The 14,853-nt window shown below is 65.9% G+C and carries 14 protein-coding genes and 1 tRNA gene; 3 read left to right on the forward strand and 12 right to left on the reverse strand.

Annotation, left to right across the window (positions count from 1 at the left end; all coding sequences use genetic code 11):
- The first annotated feature begins 31 nt into the window (after positions 1–31).
- Both PA01_04735 and PA01_04740 read left to right on the forward strand, forming a co-directional pair.
- Positions 32–808 carry an enoyl-CoA hydratase gene (locus PA01_04735; protein KON81018.1) on the forward strand — a complete coding sequence of 259 codons (777 nt, stop codon included), beginning with the start codon at positions 32–34 and terminating at the stop codon, positions 806–808.
- 353 nt (positions 809–1,161) lie between these two features.
- Complete coding sequence (locus PA01_04740) at positions 1,162–1,728, forward strand: phasin family protein (protein KON81019.1); 567 nt, start codon at positions 1,162–1,164, stop codon at positions 1,726–1,728.
- 99 nt (positions 1,729–1,827) lie between these two features.
- On the opposite strand, the gene PA01_04745 is transcribed toward PA01_04740, so the two are convergent.
- The 10 genes from PA01_04745 to miaB all read right to left on the reverse strand — a co-directional run bounded on the left by PA01_04745 (position 1,828) and on the right by miaB (position 12,881).
- Positions 1,828–3,018, reverse strand: coding sequence for a PilT/PilU family type 4a pilus ATPase (locus PA01_04745; protein KON81020.2), 1,191 nt, complete (start codon positions 3,016–3,018; stop codon positions 1,828–1,830).
- Positions 3,019–3,188: 170 nt separating this feature from the next.
- A complete protein-coding gene (locus PA01_04750; GenBank protein KON81021.1) occupies positions 3,189–3,980 on the reverse strand; it encodes a 1-acyl-sn-glycerol-3-phosphate acyltransferase in 792 nt (263 codons plus the stop codon).
- An 8-nt stretch (positions 3,981–3,988) separates the two neighbouring features.
- Complete coding sequence (gmhB, locus tag PA01_04755; protein KON81022.1) at positions 3,989–4,522, reverse strand: D-glycero-beta-D-manno-heptose 1,7-bisphosphate 7-phosphatase; 534 nt, start codon at positions 4,520–4,522, stop codon at positions 3,989–3,991.
- A 15-nt stretch (positions 4,523–4,537) separates the two neighbouring features.
- Complete coding sequence (gene glyS, locus PA01_04760) at positions 4,538–6,625, reverse strand: glycine--tRNA ligase subunit beta (GenBank protein ID KON82308.1); 2,088 nt, start codon at positions 6,623–6,625, stop codon at positions 4,538–4,540.
- The gene (gene glyQ, locus PA01_04765; GenBank protein ID KON81023.1) at positions 6,625–7,545 is read right to left on the reverse strand and encodes a glycine--tRNA ligase subunit alpha; all 921 of its coding nucleotides are present in this window, start codon (positions 7,543–7,545) and stop codon (positions 6,625–6,627) included. Before glyQ ends, glyS begins: the two co-directional genes overlap by 1 nt.
- Before the next feature lie 127 nt (positions 7,546–7,672).
- Positions 7,673–9,172: an apolipoprotein N-acyltransferase gene (gene lnt / locus PA01_04770; protein KON81024.1), complete on the reverse strand. Its 1,500-nt coding sequence runs from the start codon at positions 9,170–9,172 to the stop codon at positions 7,673–7,675.
- Positions 9,173–9,212: 40 nt separating this feature from the next.
- Complete coding sequence (locus PA01_04775; protein ID KON82309.2) at positions 9,213–10,061, reverse strand: CBS domain-containing protein; 849 nt, start codon at positions 10,059–10,061, stop codon at positions 9,213–9,215.
- A gap of 49 nt (positions 10,062–10,110) precedes the next feature.
- Complete coding sequence (gene ybeY, locus PA01_04780) at positions 10,111–10,569, reverse strand: rRNA maturation RNase YbeY (protein KON81025.2); 459 nt, start codon at positions 10,567–10,569, stop codon at positions 10,111–10,113.
- 2 nt (positions 10,570–10,571) lie between these two features.
- Positions 10,572–11,543 (reverse strand): PhoH family protein, encoded by a 972-nt coding sequence (locus PA01_04785; GenBank protein ID KON81026.1) that lies wholly within the window; start codon positions 11,541–11,543, stop codon positions 10,572–10,574.
- Positions 11,544–12,881 carry a tRNA (N6-isopentenyl adenosine(37)-C2)-methylthiotransferase MiaB gene (gene miaB / locus PA01_04790; GenBank protein ID KON81027.1) on the reverse strand — a complete coding sequence of 446 codons (1,338 nt, stop codon included), beginning with the start codon at positions 12,879–12,881 and terminating at the stop codon, positions 11,544–11,546.
- Positions 12,882–12,933: 52 nt separating this feature from the next.
- Between miaB and PA01_04795 the strand changes: the two genes are divergently transcribed.
- Positions 12,934–13,010, forward strand: a tRNA-Met gene (locus PA01_04795).
- Positions 13,011–13,115: 105 nt separating this feature from the next.
- Here PA01_04795 and PA01_04800 read toward each other — a convergent pair.
- Together PA01_04800 and PA01_04805 are read right to left on the reverse strand one after the other, a co-directional pair.
- Positions 13,116–13,631 (reverse strand): cupin domain-containing protein, encoded by a 516-nt coding sequence (locus PA01_04800; protein ID KON81028.2) that lies wholly within the window; start codon positions 13,629–13,631, stop codon positions 13,116–13,118.
- Between the two features lie 242 nt (positions 13,632–13,873).
- Entirely contained in the window at positions 13,874–14,779 is a 906-nt protein-coding gene (locus PA01_04805) for a LysR family transcriptional regulator (GenBank protein ID KON81029.1), read from the reverse strand.
- Positions 14,780–14,853 lie beyond the last annotated feature (74 nt).

A 14,853-nucleotide genomic window follows, 5' to 3' on the forward strand; every position in this document is an offset into this window, starting at 1 on the left:
GCAAAGCCTCAATCACCAGGAGATGAGACGCATGAGTTTCCAGAACATTCTCGTTGAAACGCGTGGCCGGGTCGGCCTGATCACCCTCAATCGCCCGAAGGCGATGAACGCGCTCAACGATCAGGTCGTCGATGAAATGTGGGAGGCGCTCGACCACTTCGAGGCCGACGAGGGAATCGGCGCCATCGTCATCACCGGCAGCGAGAAAGCGTTCGCCGCGGGCGCCGATATCGGCGCGATGGCGAACTTTTCCCACATGGACGCCTACAAGGGCGACTACATCACCCGTAACTGGGAACGCGTCAAGACCTGCCGCAAGCCGGTCATCGCCGCGGTCGCCGGCTTCGCGCTCGGCGGCGGCTGCGAACTGGCGATGATGTGCGACATGATCATCGCTGCCGACAACGCGAAGTTCGGCCAGCCCGAAATCAAGCTCGGCATCCTGCCCGGCTCGGGCGGGACGCAGCGCCTGCCGCGCGCGATCGGCAAGGCGAAAACGATGGACATGTGCCTGACTGCGCGGCTGATGGGCGCCGAGGAAGCGGAACGTGCGGGACTGGTTGCCCGGGTCGTGCCGGCCGACAAACTCCTCGACGAAGCGCTTGCGGTCGCCACCGAGGTCGCCAATTTCTCGCTGCCGGTCGTGATGATGATCAAGGAATCGGTCAATCGCGCCTTCGAAGGCAGCCTCAACGAAGGCCTGCTGTTCGAGCGCCGCGTCTTCCATGCCGCGTTCGGCCTCGACGACCAGAAGGAAGGGATGGCGGCCTTCGTCGAGAAGCGCAAGCCCGAATTCAAGCACCGCTGACCTTTCCGCACCGCCATATCCCGGTGGCGGCGCACCATCCCTTCATCATTTCAGAGTCATTTTTACCGTGATGTTGCAATCGCAGCATCACGGTAATTCACGTACCTGTTTTCCGTTAAGAAAACGCCTCTCATCCAGTTCCAGACAGTATTGGAAAACCGAGTCTCGCAGCGCTTTTCCGGCCTGCTCGGGAGAGCCTTTGCCGCTATTCCGGAGGTATTGTGCAGCGCACAAAAAAAACGCTTGACACGGGGCCTGTCGTCCCTATAATCCAGCTCATGTTGCGACGCACCAAGCAAGCCGAAAAAGTTGCGGAGCAAATCATTGAAGCACCACCATCAGGAGATGAGGAAATGTTTGCTACCCCCGAGCAGTTTGCAGCAACCAATAAAGCCAACGTCGAAACCCTGCTGACCCTGGCGAACAACGTTTTCGCCAGCGCCGAGCGCTTCGCCGCCCTGAACCTGAACACCGCCCGTTCGATCCTCGAAGACAGCATCGCCAACTCGAAGGCCCTGCTCGGCGCGAAGGATGTGCAGGAGCTGGCAAGCCTGCAGGCCGCCTTGGCGCAGCCGCTGGTCGAAAAGGCCGTCGCCTACAACCGCAGCGTCTATGAGATCGCGTCGCAGGGCCAGGAAGAAATCTCGAAGCTGGTCGAAACGCAGATCGCCGAACTGAACAAGAATCTGTCGTCGGTGCTCGACAAGGCCGCCAAGTCCGCTCCGGCCGGCTCCGACGTTGCCGTTGCCGCCGTGAAGTCGGCGATCGCCGCCGCCAACAGCGCGTACGACAGCGTCAGCAAGGCTGCGAAGCAAGTCGCCGAGATTGCCGAAGCCAACGTGGCTGCCGCGACCAACGCCACCGTCAAGGCCGTCGGCGCCTCCGCAAAGGCCGGCGCCCAGAAGGCCAAGGCCGCCTGATACGCTTCAGTTCGCTGCGAATCAAAAAGCCCCGCTCGCGGGGCTTTTTCCATTTCACCGAGCGGCTACGGCCGGAGTCCGGATCGACGCCGTTTCGAATCAGTGCGGGTGTGCCGTCGAGGCGCCCGCCGCGGCCGACGGGTCCGTTTTTTCCGCCTCGTCAGAATCGTCCTCCCCGGACTCCTCGATCGACAGGCTGAATTCACTGCCAACTCCCGACGGCGGCTGCCCGCGGCCAGCCTTCAGCTTGATCTGCAGGCGCAGCTCATTCGCCGAGTCGGCATTCCGGATCGCCTCTTCGTAACTGATGTGGTGCGCGTCATACAGCGCAAAAAGTGCCTGATCGAACGTGCACATCCCCAGTTCGCGCGACTTCGCCATGATCTCCTTGATCGAGTGAAACTGCCCCTTGAAGACCATTTCGGCGATCGTCGGCGTGTTCAGCAGGATTTCGATCGCGGCCTTGCGCCCGGTGCCGTCCTCGGTCCGGACCAGGCGCTGCGAGACGATCGCCCGCAGGTTCGACGAAAGGTCCATCAGGAGCTGATTCCGGCGCTCTTCGGGGAAGAAGTTGATGATCCGGTCGAGCGTCTGATTCGAGTTGTTCGCGTGCAGCGTCCCCAGACAGAGGTGCCCGGTTTCGGCAAAGGCGATCGCATGCTCCATCGTCTCGCGGTCGCGGATCTCGCCGATCAGGATCACGTCCGGCGCCTGGCGCAGCGTGTTCTTCAGCGCGTGCTCCCACGAATGCGTATCGACGCCGACTTCGCGGTGCGTGATCAGGCAGCCCTTGTTCTTGTGCACGTACTCGACCGGATCCTCGACGGTGATGATGTGGCCCGCCGAATTCGTGTTGCGGTGGTCGATCATCGCCGCGAGCGTCGTCGACTTGCCCGAGCCGGTGCCGCCGACGACCAGCACCAGACCCCGCTTCGTCATGATGACGTCCTTGAGCACGGCGGGCAGGCCGAGCTTGTCGAGATCCGGAATTTCCGAAGCGATCGTCCGGATCACCATGCCGACCTGCTGTTGCTGGATGAACACGTTGACGCGGAAGCGGCACACGTCGGGCAGCGAGATGGCGAAATTGCACTCCATCTCGGCCTCGAATTCGCGCCGCTGGCGCTCGTTCATCAGGCTCAGCGCGAGCGACCGCGTCACTTCGGCCGCGAGCCGCTGCTGACTCAGCGGTTTCATGCCGCCGTGCGACTTGATGCTCGGCGGGAAATCGGCCGAGATGAAAAGGTCCGAACCTCCCATCTGGTGCATCGCCTTCAGCAGCTTGTGCATGTAATTGCGTGCTTCTTCAGGGCCGAGCGCGGATGCCATGCTGCCTCCTGAGTTGATTCAATGAGAGCGTTGCGACCGGGCCCGATGCTGGACAGGCTACCGGAGCGAATTCATGCCTGACTGACGGGAGCGGGCAGGACTTGTCGAAGCGGACGCTGGAGGAACAGCGCTCACCGCTCGCCCGAGCCCGGCGGCGCTGCCGCGACGACGCCGTTGTCCGGCTCGCCGCCGCGTTTCGCGCCTGCCTTGTAGTGATGCGGGAACAGCCGGTGCATCTCTGCCTCGATCCACAACTGGGCTCGGGCGTTGACCTCGTTCGCGTCGAGCCCTTCCGGTCCGATCGCCGGCCCGATGCTGACGATGATCTCGCCCGGATATTTCAGGAACGCGTTTCGCCGCCAGAACTCGCCGGCATTGTGGGCCACTGGCACCACCGGCACGCCCGCTTTCTGCGCGAGCCACGCGCCGCCCGGCTTGTAGCGCCGTGTCGTGCCCGGCGCGACGCGCGTCCCTTCGGGGAACACGACGACCCAGAAACCTTCTGCCAGGCGCGCCCGGCCCTGCTCGACGACTTGCGTCAGCGCGTCCTTGCCGGCTGCCCGGTCGATCGCGATTCCCGGAATCTGCGCGAGCCCCCAGCCGAAGAACGGCACTTTCAGCAGCTCGCGCTTGAGCACGAAACACAGTGGCGGGAAGATCACCTGCAGCGCCATCGTTTCCCACGCCGACTGATGCTTCGCCAATATCACCGCCGGCCCGGAGGGAATATTTTCGTGGCCGAGCACGCGATAGCGGATGCCGAGCAGGTGCCGCACGAACCACATCACGAGCGGCGCCCACGAAGTGATGATGCGATGGCGCACGTGCGGCGGAAGCGGGAACGTCAGCATGCCGAAGATCGCGTAAGGCGGGGTGACGATCGCGAGGACGATCGCAAACAACAGGGAGCGCAGGACGATCACGGTTTTCTTCAGGCAGTGAGGTCGGCGACGACCGTGGCGAGATCGGGATAGATCAGCGTTCCTTCGGGCAACGCAGGATCGTCGCGCGTCTTGAGGCCTTTGCCCGTCAGCACGAGGTAGGGCTTGCAGCCGACTTCCACGCCGGCCTGCAGGTCGCGCAGGCTGTCCCCGACCGAGGGCACACCGGTCAGCGTGACGTTGAAGCGCTCGGCGATCTGCAGGAACAGGCCAGGCTTCGGCTTGCGGCAATTGCACGTGGAATTCGCCGCATGCGGGCAGAAGAAGATCGCGTCGAGCCGGCCGCCGACCTGGGCCAGGCTCCTGACCATTTTTTCGTTGATCGCGTTGAGCGTGTCCATGCCGAACAGCCCGCGGCCGATGCCCGACTGGTTCGACGCGACGATGACGCGCCAGCCCCACTGGTTCAGCCGCGCGATCGCCTCGAGCGAACCCGGAATCGGCTTCCACTCGTCGGGCGACTTGACGAACTGCTCGGAGTCATAGTTGATGACGCCGTCGCGGTCGAGGATGATCAGTTTCATCGCAGTCGGGCGCCTTTACGCGGAGAGCCGTGACAGGTCCGCGACCTGGTTCATCAGGCCGGCAAGCTGGCGCAGCAGCGCGACGCGGTTCTGGCGGGTCAGCGGCTCCTCGGCCATCACCATGACCTCGTCGAAGAAAGTGTCGACCGCCGCCCGCAGCCCGGCAAGCGCGCACAGCGCATCGCTGTAGTCCTCGTTCGCGACGTGCGAGCGCACCAGCGGCGCGACTTCGACGACGGCATGGAACAGCGCTTTTTCGGCCTGCTCCTGCAGCAGCGCGACGTCCGGTTCCGCCCGCTCGTCCTCGGCTTTTTTCAGGATATTGATGATCCGCTTGTTCGCCGCAGCGAGCGCTTCGGCCTCGGGCAGTGCGCGGAAAGTGCGTACGGCGTCGAGTTTTGCCGGCACGAGGTCCATGCGCGTCGGGCGCAGCGCGAGCACCGCGTCGACGACGTCCACGGCGTGGCCAGCGTCGCGCAGCAGGTTCTTCAGGCGCTCGAACATGAAGTCCAGCAATTGCGACTCGAAATCCGCAGCGGTCAGCAGCCCCGGCCCGAAGCCTCCCGCGGCATCGCCGACGAGTTCAGCGAGGTCGAGCGGCAGCGGCGTCTCGATCAGGATGCGCAGCACGCCGAGCGCCGCGCGGCGCAGCCCGAACGGGTCCTTGTCGCCGGTCGGCAGCTGGCCGATGCCGAAGAAGCCGACCAGCGCATCGAGCTTGTCGGCGAGCGCGACCGCACACGCGGTGTTGCCGGCGGGCAGCGTGTCGCCGGCGAAGCGCGGCTGGTAGTGCGACTGGACAGCGTCGGCGACGACTTCGCCTTCGCCGTCGTTGAGCGCGTAATAGCGCCCCATGATGCCCTGCAGCTCGGGAAACTCCCCGACCATGTCGGTGACGAGATCCGCTTTCGCAAGCCGCGCCGCGCGCGACGCGGCCGTGACGTCGCCGTGCAAGCGGCTCGCGATCCGCCCGGCGAGGCGCTCGAGGCGTTCGACGCGCTCCAACTGGCTGCCGAGCTTGTTGTGATAGACGACCGGCGCCAGCCGCGGCAGGCGGCTGTCGAGCGTGTGCTTGCGGTCCTGCTCGAAGAAGAAGCGCGCATCCGACAGGCGCGGGCGCACGACGCGCTGGTTGCCGGCGACGATGTTCGACGGGTCGGCGAGGCGCATGTTCGAGACGATCAGGAAGCGGTTCAGGAGGCGGCCGGCGGCGTCGAACAGCGGGAAGTACTTCTGGTTCGCGCGCATCGTCAGGATCAGGCATTCCTGCGGCACGGCGAGGAATTCGGCTTCGAACTCGCCCACGTAGACCGTCGGGTGTTCGACGAGCGCGGCGACTTCGTCGAGGAGGTCCGCGTATTCGCCGAGGCTCGCGTCCTGCTCCCGCGCGGTCGCGACGAGCTGGCGCTCGATGTCGGCGCGACGTTCGGCGAAGTCCGGGATCACCTTGCCTTCGGCGAGCAGCGTCGGCTCGTAGGCCTCGGCGGTCGCGAGCTCGATCTCGCCGCGGCTCATGAAGCGGTGCCCCATCGTCACGCGCCCGGCGTCGAGGTCGAGCACGCGGCCCGGCACGACACGCGCGCCGTGCAGCATCGCGAGCTTGTGCACCGGGCGGACGAACTGCGCGTCGCCCGCCCCCCAGCGCATCAGCTTCGGAATCGGCAGCGCCTTCACGGCCTCCTGGACGATCGCCGCGAGCACGTCGTCGAGCGCGGCACCCGCTTCGAGGCGCGTATAGAACAGCGCTTCGGCCTTGCCGTCGACGCGGCGCTCGAAGCTCGCGACGGCCTCCGGCGCGATGCCTTTCGCCTGGAGCTTCTTCAGCAGCGCCGGCGTCGGCCGGCCGTCGGCGTCGAGGGCGACCTGCACCGGCATGATTTTTTCGGTGACTTCGCGAGACGGCGCAGTGGTGCGCACCGCGGGCACCGTGACCGCGAGCCGGCGGGGTGCGGCGAAGCAGCGGAACGGCTGGTCTTCGGCGACGAGACCGCAGGCTTTGAGCCCGTCGTGGATGCGGGCGGCGAACGTCTCGCCGAGACGCGGCAGCGCCTTCGGCGGCAGCTCTTCAGTCAGGAGTTCGACGAGCAGGGTCGCGGTGGTCATCATGCCGCCTCCTGCGAAGGATTCTGATTCAGCATCGGGAAACCCAGACTCTCGCGCGAGGCGAAATAGGCTTGCGCGACGGCGCGCGACAGCGTGCGGATGCGGCCGATATACGCCGCGCGTTCAGTGACCGAGATCGCGCCGCGCGCGTCGAGCATGTTGAAGCTGTGCGCCGCCTTCAGCACCATCTCGTAGGCCGGCAGCGCAAGCCCGGCTTCCATCAGCCGCTTCGCCTCGGCCTCGTAGTTGCCGAACTGCGAAAAGAGAAAGTCGACGTTCGAATGCTCGAAGTTGTACGTCGACTGCTCGACCTCGTTCTGGTGGAAGACGTCGCCGTAAGTCACTTTCGAGCCGTCCGGATACACCGCCCAGACGAGGTCATAAACGTTCTCGACGCCTTGCAGGTACATCGCGAGCCGCTCGAGGCCGTACGTGATCTCGCCCAGCACGGGCTTGCAGTCGAGCCCGCCGACCTGCTGGAAATACGTGAATTGCGTGACTTCCATGCCGTCGAGCCACACTTCCCAGCCGAGCCCCCACGCGCCGAGCGTCGGGTTCTCCCAGTCGTCCTCGACGAAGCGGATGTCGTGCGCGTTGGTGTCGATGCCGAGCGCGCGCAGCGAGTCGAGGTAGAGCTCCTGGATGTTCAGCGGCGACGGCTTCAGCACGACCTGGAACTGGTAGTAATGTTGCAGCCGGTTCGGGTTCTCGCCGTAGCGGCCATCCTTCGGCCGGCGCGACGGCTGCACGTACGCGGCGTTCCACGGCTCGGGGCCGATCGCGCGCAGGAAAGTCGCGGTATGCGAAGTGCCGGCGCCGACTTCGAGGTCGTACGGCTGCAGCAGCACGCAGCCGCGCTCGCCCCAGTACTGCTGGAGCGTCAGGATGACTTGCTGGAACGTGGGTTTGTGCGGGGACATGGTCTCGGACGGCTGGGGAGGCGGCACGCGGGCCGCGCTGCGAACGCAAAGAAGCGGATTTTACTGGCATTCGCCGGCACGGGCGACGTTTAGTCTCGCCCTTGCCCGGGAATTGTTGCCGCGCAGCCTAGCCGGACACCGTTTTCAGCCGGCTCGCCGGTAGCCGCCGCGCCCCGGCGAGGCCTGCACCTGCCGCGACGAGCGCCAGCAGCATCGCCGCGCGGTCGCCCCAGCGCGCATACGGCGTCAGCCCTTCATAGCCCTGCACCGGGACGCGCAGCGCCCCTTGCGTGAACGGCGGCAGCACGCCCGAAACGCTGCCATCGGGCCGCACTACCGCGGTCATGCCGGTGTTCGTCGAGCGCAGCATCGGCCGACCGGTCTCGAGCGCCCGCATGCGGGCGATCTGCAGGTGCTGCGGCTGCGCGAACGAGTCGCCGTACCACGCGAGGTTCGAGATGTTCAGCATCAGCGTCGCGTCCGGCAGGCTGCGGATCAGCTCGCGGCCGAAAAGGTCTTCGTAGCACACGTTGACGGCGACGCGCTGCGCCCCGAGCTTCATCGGCGCCTGGTCCGGCGCGCCGCGCGTCTGGTCGGACATCGGAATGTCGACGAGGTCGTAAAACCACCCGAACAGCGGCGGCGAATATTCGCCGAACGGCACGAGGTGGCGCTTAGCGTAAGTCTGGCTCGGCGAGGCACCGATGCTCAGCGCCGCGTTGTAGATGCCGCCGTGCGCATCGCGCAGAAAGACGCCGAGCACGAGATTGCCGCCGCCGGCCCGGACGTCGCGCGCGAGCTCGTCCAAATAGCCCTGCGGCAGGCGGTCGGCGAGCAGCGGCAGCGTCGTTTCGGGCAGCACGACGAGATCGGCCGCGTGCTCGTGGGCGAGCCGGGCGTTGGTCTGCAGCCAGTCGGCGAGACGTTCCGGGCGCCACTTCAGCCCCTGCTCGATGTTCGTCTGGATCAGCGCGACTTCGACGGGCTCGCCGACCGGCCGGGTCCACGCGACCTGCGCGAGGCCGAAGCCCGCGACGCCGAGGCCGACCATCGCGAGCCCGGCCGCGGCCGCAACGCGCAGACGGCGCCAAGGCGCCAGGGTCGCGAGCGCAGCGGCAAAAGCGAGCAGCCCGCCGACGCCATAGACGCCGATCAACGGAGCGAACCCGGCGAGCGGGCTCGGCGGAGTCTGCGAATATCCGATCGCCAGCCACGGAAAGCCGGTGAACAGCCAGCCGCGCAGCACTTCGGCGCCGACCCACAGCCCCGCGAACAGCGCGGCCTGCCGGAAAGGGCCGCCGCGTCGCCAGCGCACGAACAGTCCGCCGACCAGCGCCGGGAAGAGCGCGAGATAGGCGCAGAACAGCGCGATCGCGAAGCCGGCCAGCGGCATCGGCATGCCGCCGTAGCGGTGCAGCGCGACATAGAGCCACGACACGCCGGCGAGAAAGGCGCCGAATCCCCACGCGAATCCCGCCAGCAAACCGCCGCGAGCGCTCGGCACGCGCTGTAAGGATCCGGCGAAGACGGTCAGGCTCGCGAAAGCCAGCGGAAAGATCCCGAACGGCGCAAACGCGAACACCGACGCGCCGCCTGCCAGCGCCGCGAGCACCACGATCCGGACCATCAGCGCTCAGCCACCGCGCGTTGCGTGCGCAGCACGCGCATCACGCCTGTCTCGCATCCGCGACCGGCACCGCGTGCTCGACGAGCAGCGTATATACCCGTCGACTGTCCGCGCGCAGCACCTGGACCTTCATGTCTCCGAGGATCACGGTGTCGCCACGCTGCGGCAACCGGCCGAGCGCGCGGATCACCAGGCCGCCGATCGTATCGACGTCGGCGTCGCTGAAATTGGTCGCGAAAGCGGTGTTGAAGTCGGCGATCTCGGTCGTCGCCTTGACCCGGTAACGCCCGTCCTGCATGAGCCGGATGTTGTCGCCGGCGAAGTCGCTGTCGTATTCGTCCTCGATTTCTCCGACGATCTGCTCGAGCACGTCCTCGATCGTCACGAGCCCGGCGACCCCGCCGTACTCGTCGACGACGATCGCCATGTGGTTGCGGCTGACGCGAAAATCGCGCAGCAGCACGTTCAGGCGCTTGGTCTCCGGCACGAACACCGCCGGTCGCAACGCCTCGCGCAACTCGAACTCCTGCCCGACGAAATAACGCAGCAGGTCCTTCGCGAGAAAGATGCCGACGACGTCGTCCTTGCTTTCGCCGACGGTCGGAAAGCGCGAATGGCCGGTCTCGATGACGAAGCTGGCGATCTTGTCCATCGGGTCGTCGACCCCGATCACCTCCATCTGAGAACGCGGCACCATGACGTCGCTGACCTGCAGGTCCGACATCTGCAGCGTGCCTTCGATGATCGAGAGCGCATCGGCATCGAGCAGGTTGCGCTCGAACGCCGAGTGCAGCAGCGCCATCAGTTCGCCGCGGTCTTCGGGCTCGCGCGACAGCAGCGCCGAAAGGCGCTCGAGCAATGAAAGGGGTTTACCGGGGAGGCTGTCCATGGAGTCGGTGTCGTCGAGAAGGCACGCTCAGGCGTATGGATGGCACGCCTCAGGCGTAGGGGTTCGGATAGCCGAGCGTGGCGAGCACGCGCGTTTCGAGGGTTTCCATTTCCTCGGCCTCGTCGGGCGCTTCGTGGTCGAACCCCTGCAGGTGGAGCATGCCGTGCACGATCAGGTGCGCGAAATGGGCCTCGAGCGGTTTGCCCTGCTCGGCCGCCTCGCGCGCGACAACCGGTACGCACAGCACGAGATCCCCGGCGAGCCGCTCGCTTTCGTCGTAGACGAACGTCAGCACGTTGGTCGCGTAATCCTTGCCGCGATAATCCCGGTTCAGGCGCCGCCCTTCGGCTTCGCCGACGAGGCGGACGGTCAGCTCGGCGTCGCCGTGCAGCGCGGCGAGCGCCCAGCGCCGGACGAGCGCGCCGACCGGCGAACGGGCCCGGTTCTCGGCCCCGATCGCCCGTTGCACCGTCAGCGCGAGGCGAGGCGGCGCAGTGTCGATGGCCACGCTCACGGCTTGCGCGCGAGCGCAGCCTGGGCGTCGCGCGCGGTCTGGTTGTCGTAGGCCTCGACAATGCGCGCCACGAGCGGGTGGCGCACGACGTCTTCCTTCTGGAACTCGGTGAAGGCGATGCCGCGCACCGTCGCGAGCACTTCGCGCGCTTCAAGCAGGCCGCTGCGGTTGCCGCGCGGCAGGTCTACCTGCGTGAGATCGCCGGTGACGACCGCCTTCGCGCCGATGCCGATACGCGTCAGGAACATCTTCATCTGCTCGGGCGTCGTGTTCTGCGCCTCGTCGAGGATGATGAACGCGTGGTTCAGCGTGCGCCCGCGCATGAACGCGAGCGGCGCGATCTCGATGCTGCCACGCTCGAAGAGCTTGGCGACGCGATCGAAGCCCATCAGGTCGTACAGGGCGTCGTACAGCGGGCGCAGATACGGGTCGACTTTCTGCGCCAGGTCGCCGGGCAGGAAGCCGAGGCGCTCGCCCGCTTCGACCGCCGGGCGCGTCAGGATGATGCGCTCGACGAGCTGGCGCTCGAACGCGTCGACGGCGCTCGCGACCGCGAGATAGGTCTTGCCGGTTCCGGCCGGGCCGATGCCGAACGTGATGTCGTGTGCCTGGATGTTGCGCAGGTAGTCGATCTGGCGCGGCGTGCGTCCGTGCAGTTCACTCTTGCGCGTCAGCAGCGCCGGCGCCGGCTGGTCGGACTGGCGGCGGTTCGCGAGCTCGATCAGCCCGAGCTGGATGTCGTCGACCGAGAGGTGCTCGTCGGCCTGTTCGTAGAACTCGCCGAGCGCTTTTGCCGCGAGCTGCATCTGCGCGGGACTGCCCTGCAGCGTGAAACATTCGCCGCGACGCGCGATCGTCACGTCGTACGCCGTTTCGATCTGGCGCAGGTTCTCGTCGAGCGCGCCGCACAGGTTGGCAAGCCGCTCGTTGTCGACCGGCTCGAGGACCACTTCCGTCGGACGCCCCATTCAACTCTCCGTGGTGACGATTTCGCCGCGCAGGCTGTGCGGCAGGGCGGCAGTGATCGTCAGGTCGACGAACTGCCCGATGAGGCGCGGATTGCCGACGAAATTGACGACGCGGTTGTTGCCGGTGCGCGCCGCCAGTTCATTCGCATCCTTGCGCGACAGTCCTTCGACGAGCGCGCGCTCGACCCGCCCGACCATCGCCTGGCTGATCGCCTGCGCCTGTTCGTCGATGCGCTTTTGCAGCCGCGCGAGCCAGCGCAGCTTGGTTTCCTGCGGCACCGGGTCGGCGAGATCCGACGCCGGCGTGCCGGGCCGCGGGCTATAGACGAAGCTGAACGAGGCGTCGAAACCGACTTCGTCGATGAGCTTCATCGTCTTCTCGAAATCCTCTTCGGTCTCGCCGGGGAAGCCGACGATGAAGTCGGACGACAGCGACAGGTCCGGGCGCGCCGCGCGCAGCTTCCTGACGACCGATTTGAACTCCAGCACCGAATAGCCGCGCTTCATCGCCGCGAGGATGCGATCCGAGCCGGACTGCACCGGCAGATGCAGGTGGCTGACGAGCTTCGGGATCTCCGCGTACGCGTCGAACACTCCCTGCGTCATCTCGCGCGGGTGCGACGTCGTGAAGCGCAGGCGCTCGATGCCGGGAATCTCCGCGACGCATTCGAGCAGGAACGCGAAGTCGCCCTGCTCGCCGCCGTCGCGCGTGATCTCGCCCCGCCACGCGTTGACGTTCTGCCCGAGCAGCGTGACTTCCCTGACGCCCTGCTCGGCGAGCGCCGCGACTTCGGCGAGCACGTCGTCGAGCGGGCGCGACACTTCCTCGCCGCGCGTGTAGGGCACGACGCAGAACGTGCAGTACTTCGAGCAGCCTTCCATGATCGACACGAAAGCGCTCGCGCCCTCGACCCGCGCCGGCGGCATGTTGTCGAACTTCTCGATCTCCGGGAACGAGATATCGACCTGCGAGCGGCCGCTGTGGCGCCGTTCGGCGATCAGCTGCGGCAGGCGGTGCAGCGTCTGCGGGCCGAACACGACGTCGACGTACGGCGCCCGGGCGACGATCGCATCGCCTTCCTGGCTCGCGACGCAACCGCCGACACCGATGATCAGGTTCGGGTTCGACTGTTTCAGATGCTTGACGCGACCGAGGTCGTGGAACACGCGCTCCTGCGCCTTCTCGCGCACTGAGCAGGTGTTGAAGAGGATTACGTCCGCCTCTTCCGGGTTGTCGGTCTTCTCCAGCTCTTCGCTGGCGCCGAGCACGTCCGCCATTTTGTCGGAATCGTACTCGTTCATCTGGCACCCGAAGGTGCGGATGTAGAGTTTCTTCATCAGCGCGTCTTGACGCCTCGTTTCCCAAACCTATATATTAGCAGGCTCGCGTGGTGATGTAGCTCAGACGGTTAGAGCGATGGATTCATAACCCATAGGTCGGCGGTTCGATTCCGCCCATCACCACCACACGTTTTCGAAAGCCGTTGATCCGCGAGGTTCAACGGCTTTTTCATGCCCGAGCCCGGTGAGCCTCGGGGACGCATTCCCATGCTCTCCGACCGGCAGGGAAATTTACTTCTTCCCCGCCGCCGCGGAGTCGAGGTAAGAGATGCCCCACGGACCCGTCCCGTGAATCTGCACGATCGTCTCCTCGTTGCTCGTATACGCAAACATCGGCATGCCGGCCGGAATCATCGTCACGCCGCCAGGCGGATAGGCTCTGGCTTTCGCTTTGTCGACCGTCTCCCCGACTCCCAGATGGAAAGTGCCCGAGAGCACTGTAACGCGTTCCAACAGCGGGTGCGTGTGCAGCGGAATCGTGAAGTTCGGCGGAAGCTTCAGGCGGAAAGTGAGCGGCCCCGCCTGCTTCAGATCACCTTCCAATACCGCGAGTTGCGCGCCTGGGCCGACCGAGGGCGCATCGGCCCATTTGATTTCCGACGGAACAATCGAAATGAGGCCCTCGTCGGTACCGGTCTCCGCTGCCAGAGCCGCAGGCGCGATGAGACCGCCCAGGATGAATGCCGCTGACGCCGTAACGAATTTAAGGCTGCGCATGATCTGCCTCACTATGACTGGCTGTTGCATGGCGGGGACGTCCTCGGGACTGTTCGACCGCGCTCGGCTCCGCGCCGACCCTCTGTCGACGATGAGTTCCCCGCCCTCTCGCCTTTCGCTCCTGCGCGACGATGAAGGCTGCCACGCAACGCGTGAGTGAATGCGTTCGGGTCGCGCATGAAAAGGCAATTCAATTCAAGCACGCGGAGCCGGGAAATCCAGCGCTTGTGAGTGAGCTGCGGCCGCGAGAATCGTCACCCACCCCCCGCTTTTCACGGCGCGAGCGACGTCGATAACAGTTCCTGGATCAGCGCGCGCAGCCAGCGGTTGCCGGGATCGTTGTTGTAGCGCTCGTGCCAGTGCTGCTTGACCGCGTATTCGGGCAGCGCGAAAGGCACCGGGTACACGCGCAGCCGCTCCTCGTCGGCGAGCAGTTCGCCCAGGCGCTGAGGAATCGTCACGAGCAGCGCGGTGCGCTCGACGACGTAGGCGATGCCGACGAAGCTCGGGATGCGCAGCACGACGCGGCGCTTGATGTCCTGGCGCGCGATCTCGCGGTCGATGATCAGGTGGCCGGTGCCGGAAGTGCTGACGACGGCATGCTCTTCGGCTTCGAACTGCGCCAGCGTCAGGCCGCCCCGAATCCGCGGGTGCGTCGCGCTCGCCATGCAGACGTAATGCGGCCGGAACAGCGCCTGCTGGTAGAAGCCGGCTTCGAGCTGCGGCATGAAGCCGAGTGCGACGTCGACCTCGCCCGACTCGAGCATCGCGGCAGTGCTCGCCGACAGATTCGCGATGTCGATATGGATGCCCGGCGCGACGGTGCGCAACCGCTCCCACAGCCGCGGCAGCAGCACGAGCTGGCTGATGTCGGTCATCGCGAGACGGAAGGTGCGGCGAGCCCGCGTCGGATCGAATTCGGCGCGATGCCCCGAAGCGGCCGCGACCGCCGTGACGGCAACCCGGATCGGCTCGGCCAGCTCCTCGCCGAGCGGCGTCGGCTCCATGCCCGCCGACGTGCGCACGAACAGCGGGTCGGCGAAATGCTCGCGCAGCTTGCCGAGCGCGATGCTCACGGCCGGCTGGCCGAGCCCGAGATTCTCGGCTGCACGGCTGACGCTGCGCGTCTTGTAGATTTCGTCGAAGACGCTCAACTGACGGATTTCGAGAGTTTCCATCGCCTCACTCTATTCGTTTTTCGAATAAAGCGCATTCGATGCAACGAATGGATTGAATGTCTGCTGTTCAGTAC

Origin of the sequence: Azoarcus sp. PA01 (assembly GCA_001274695.2) — a bacterium.
Classification (GTDB): domain Bacteria; phylum Pseudomonadota; class Gammaproteobacteria; order Burkholderiales; family Rhodocyclaceae; genus Aromatoleum.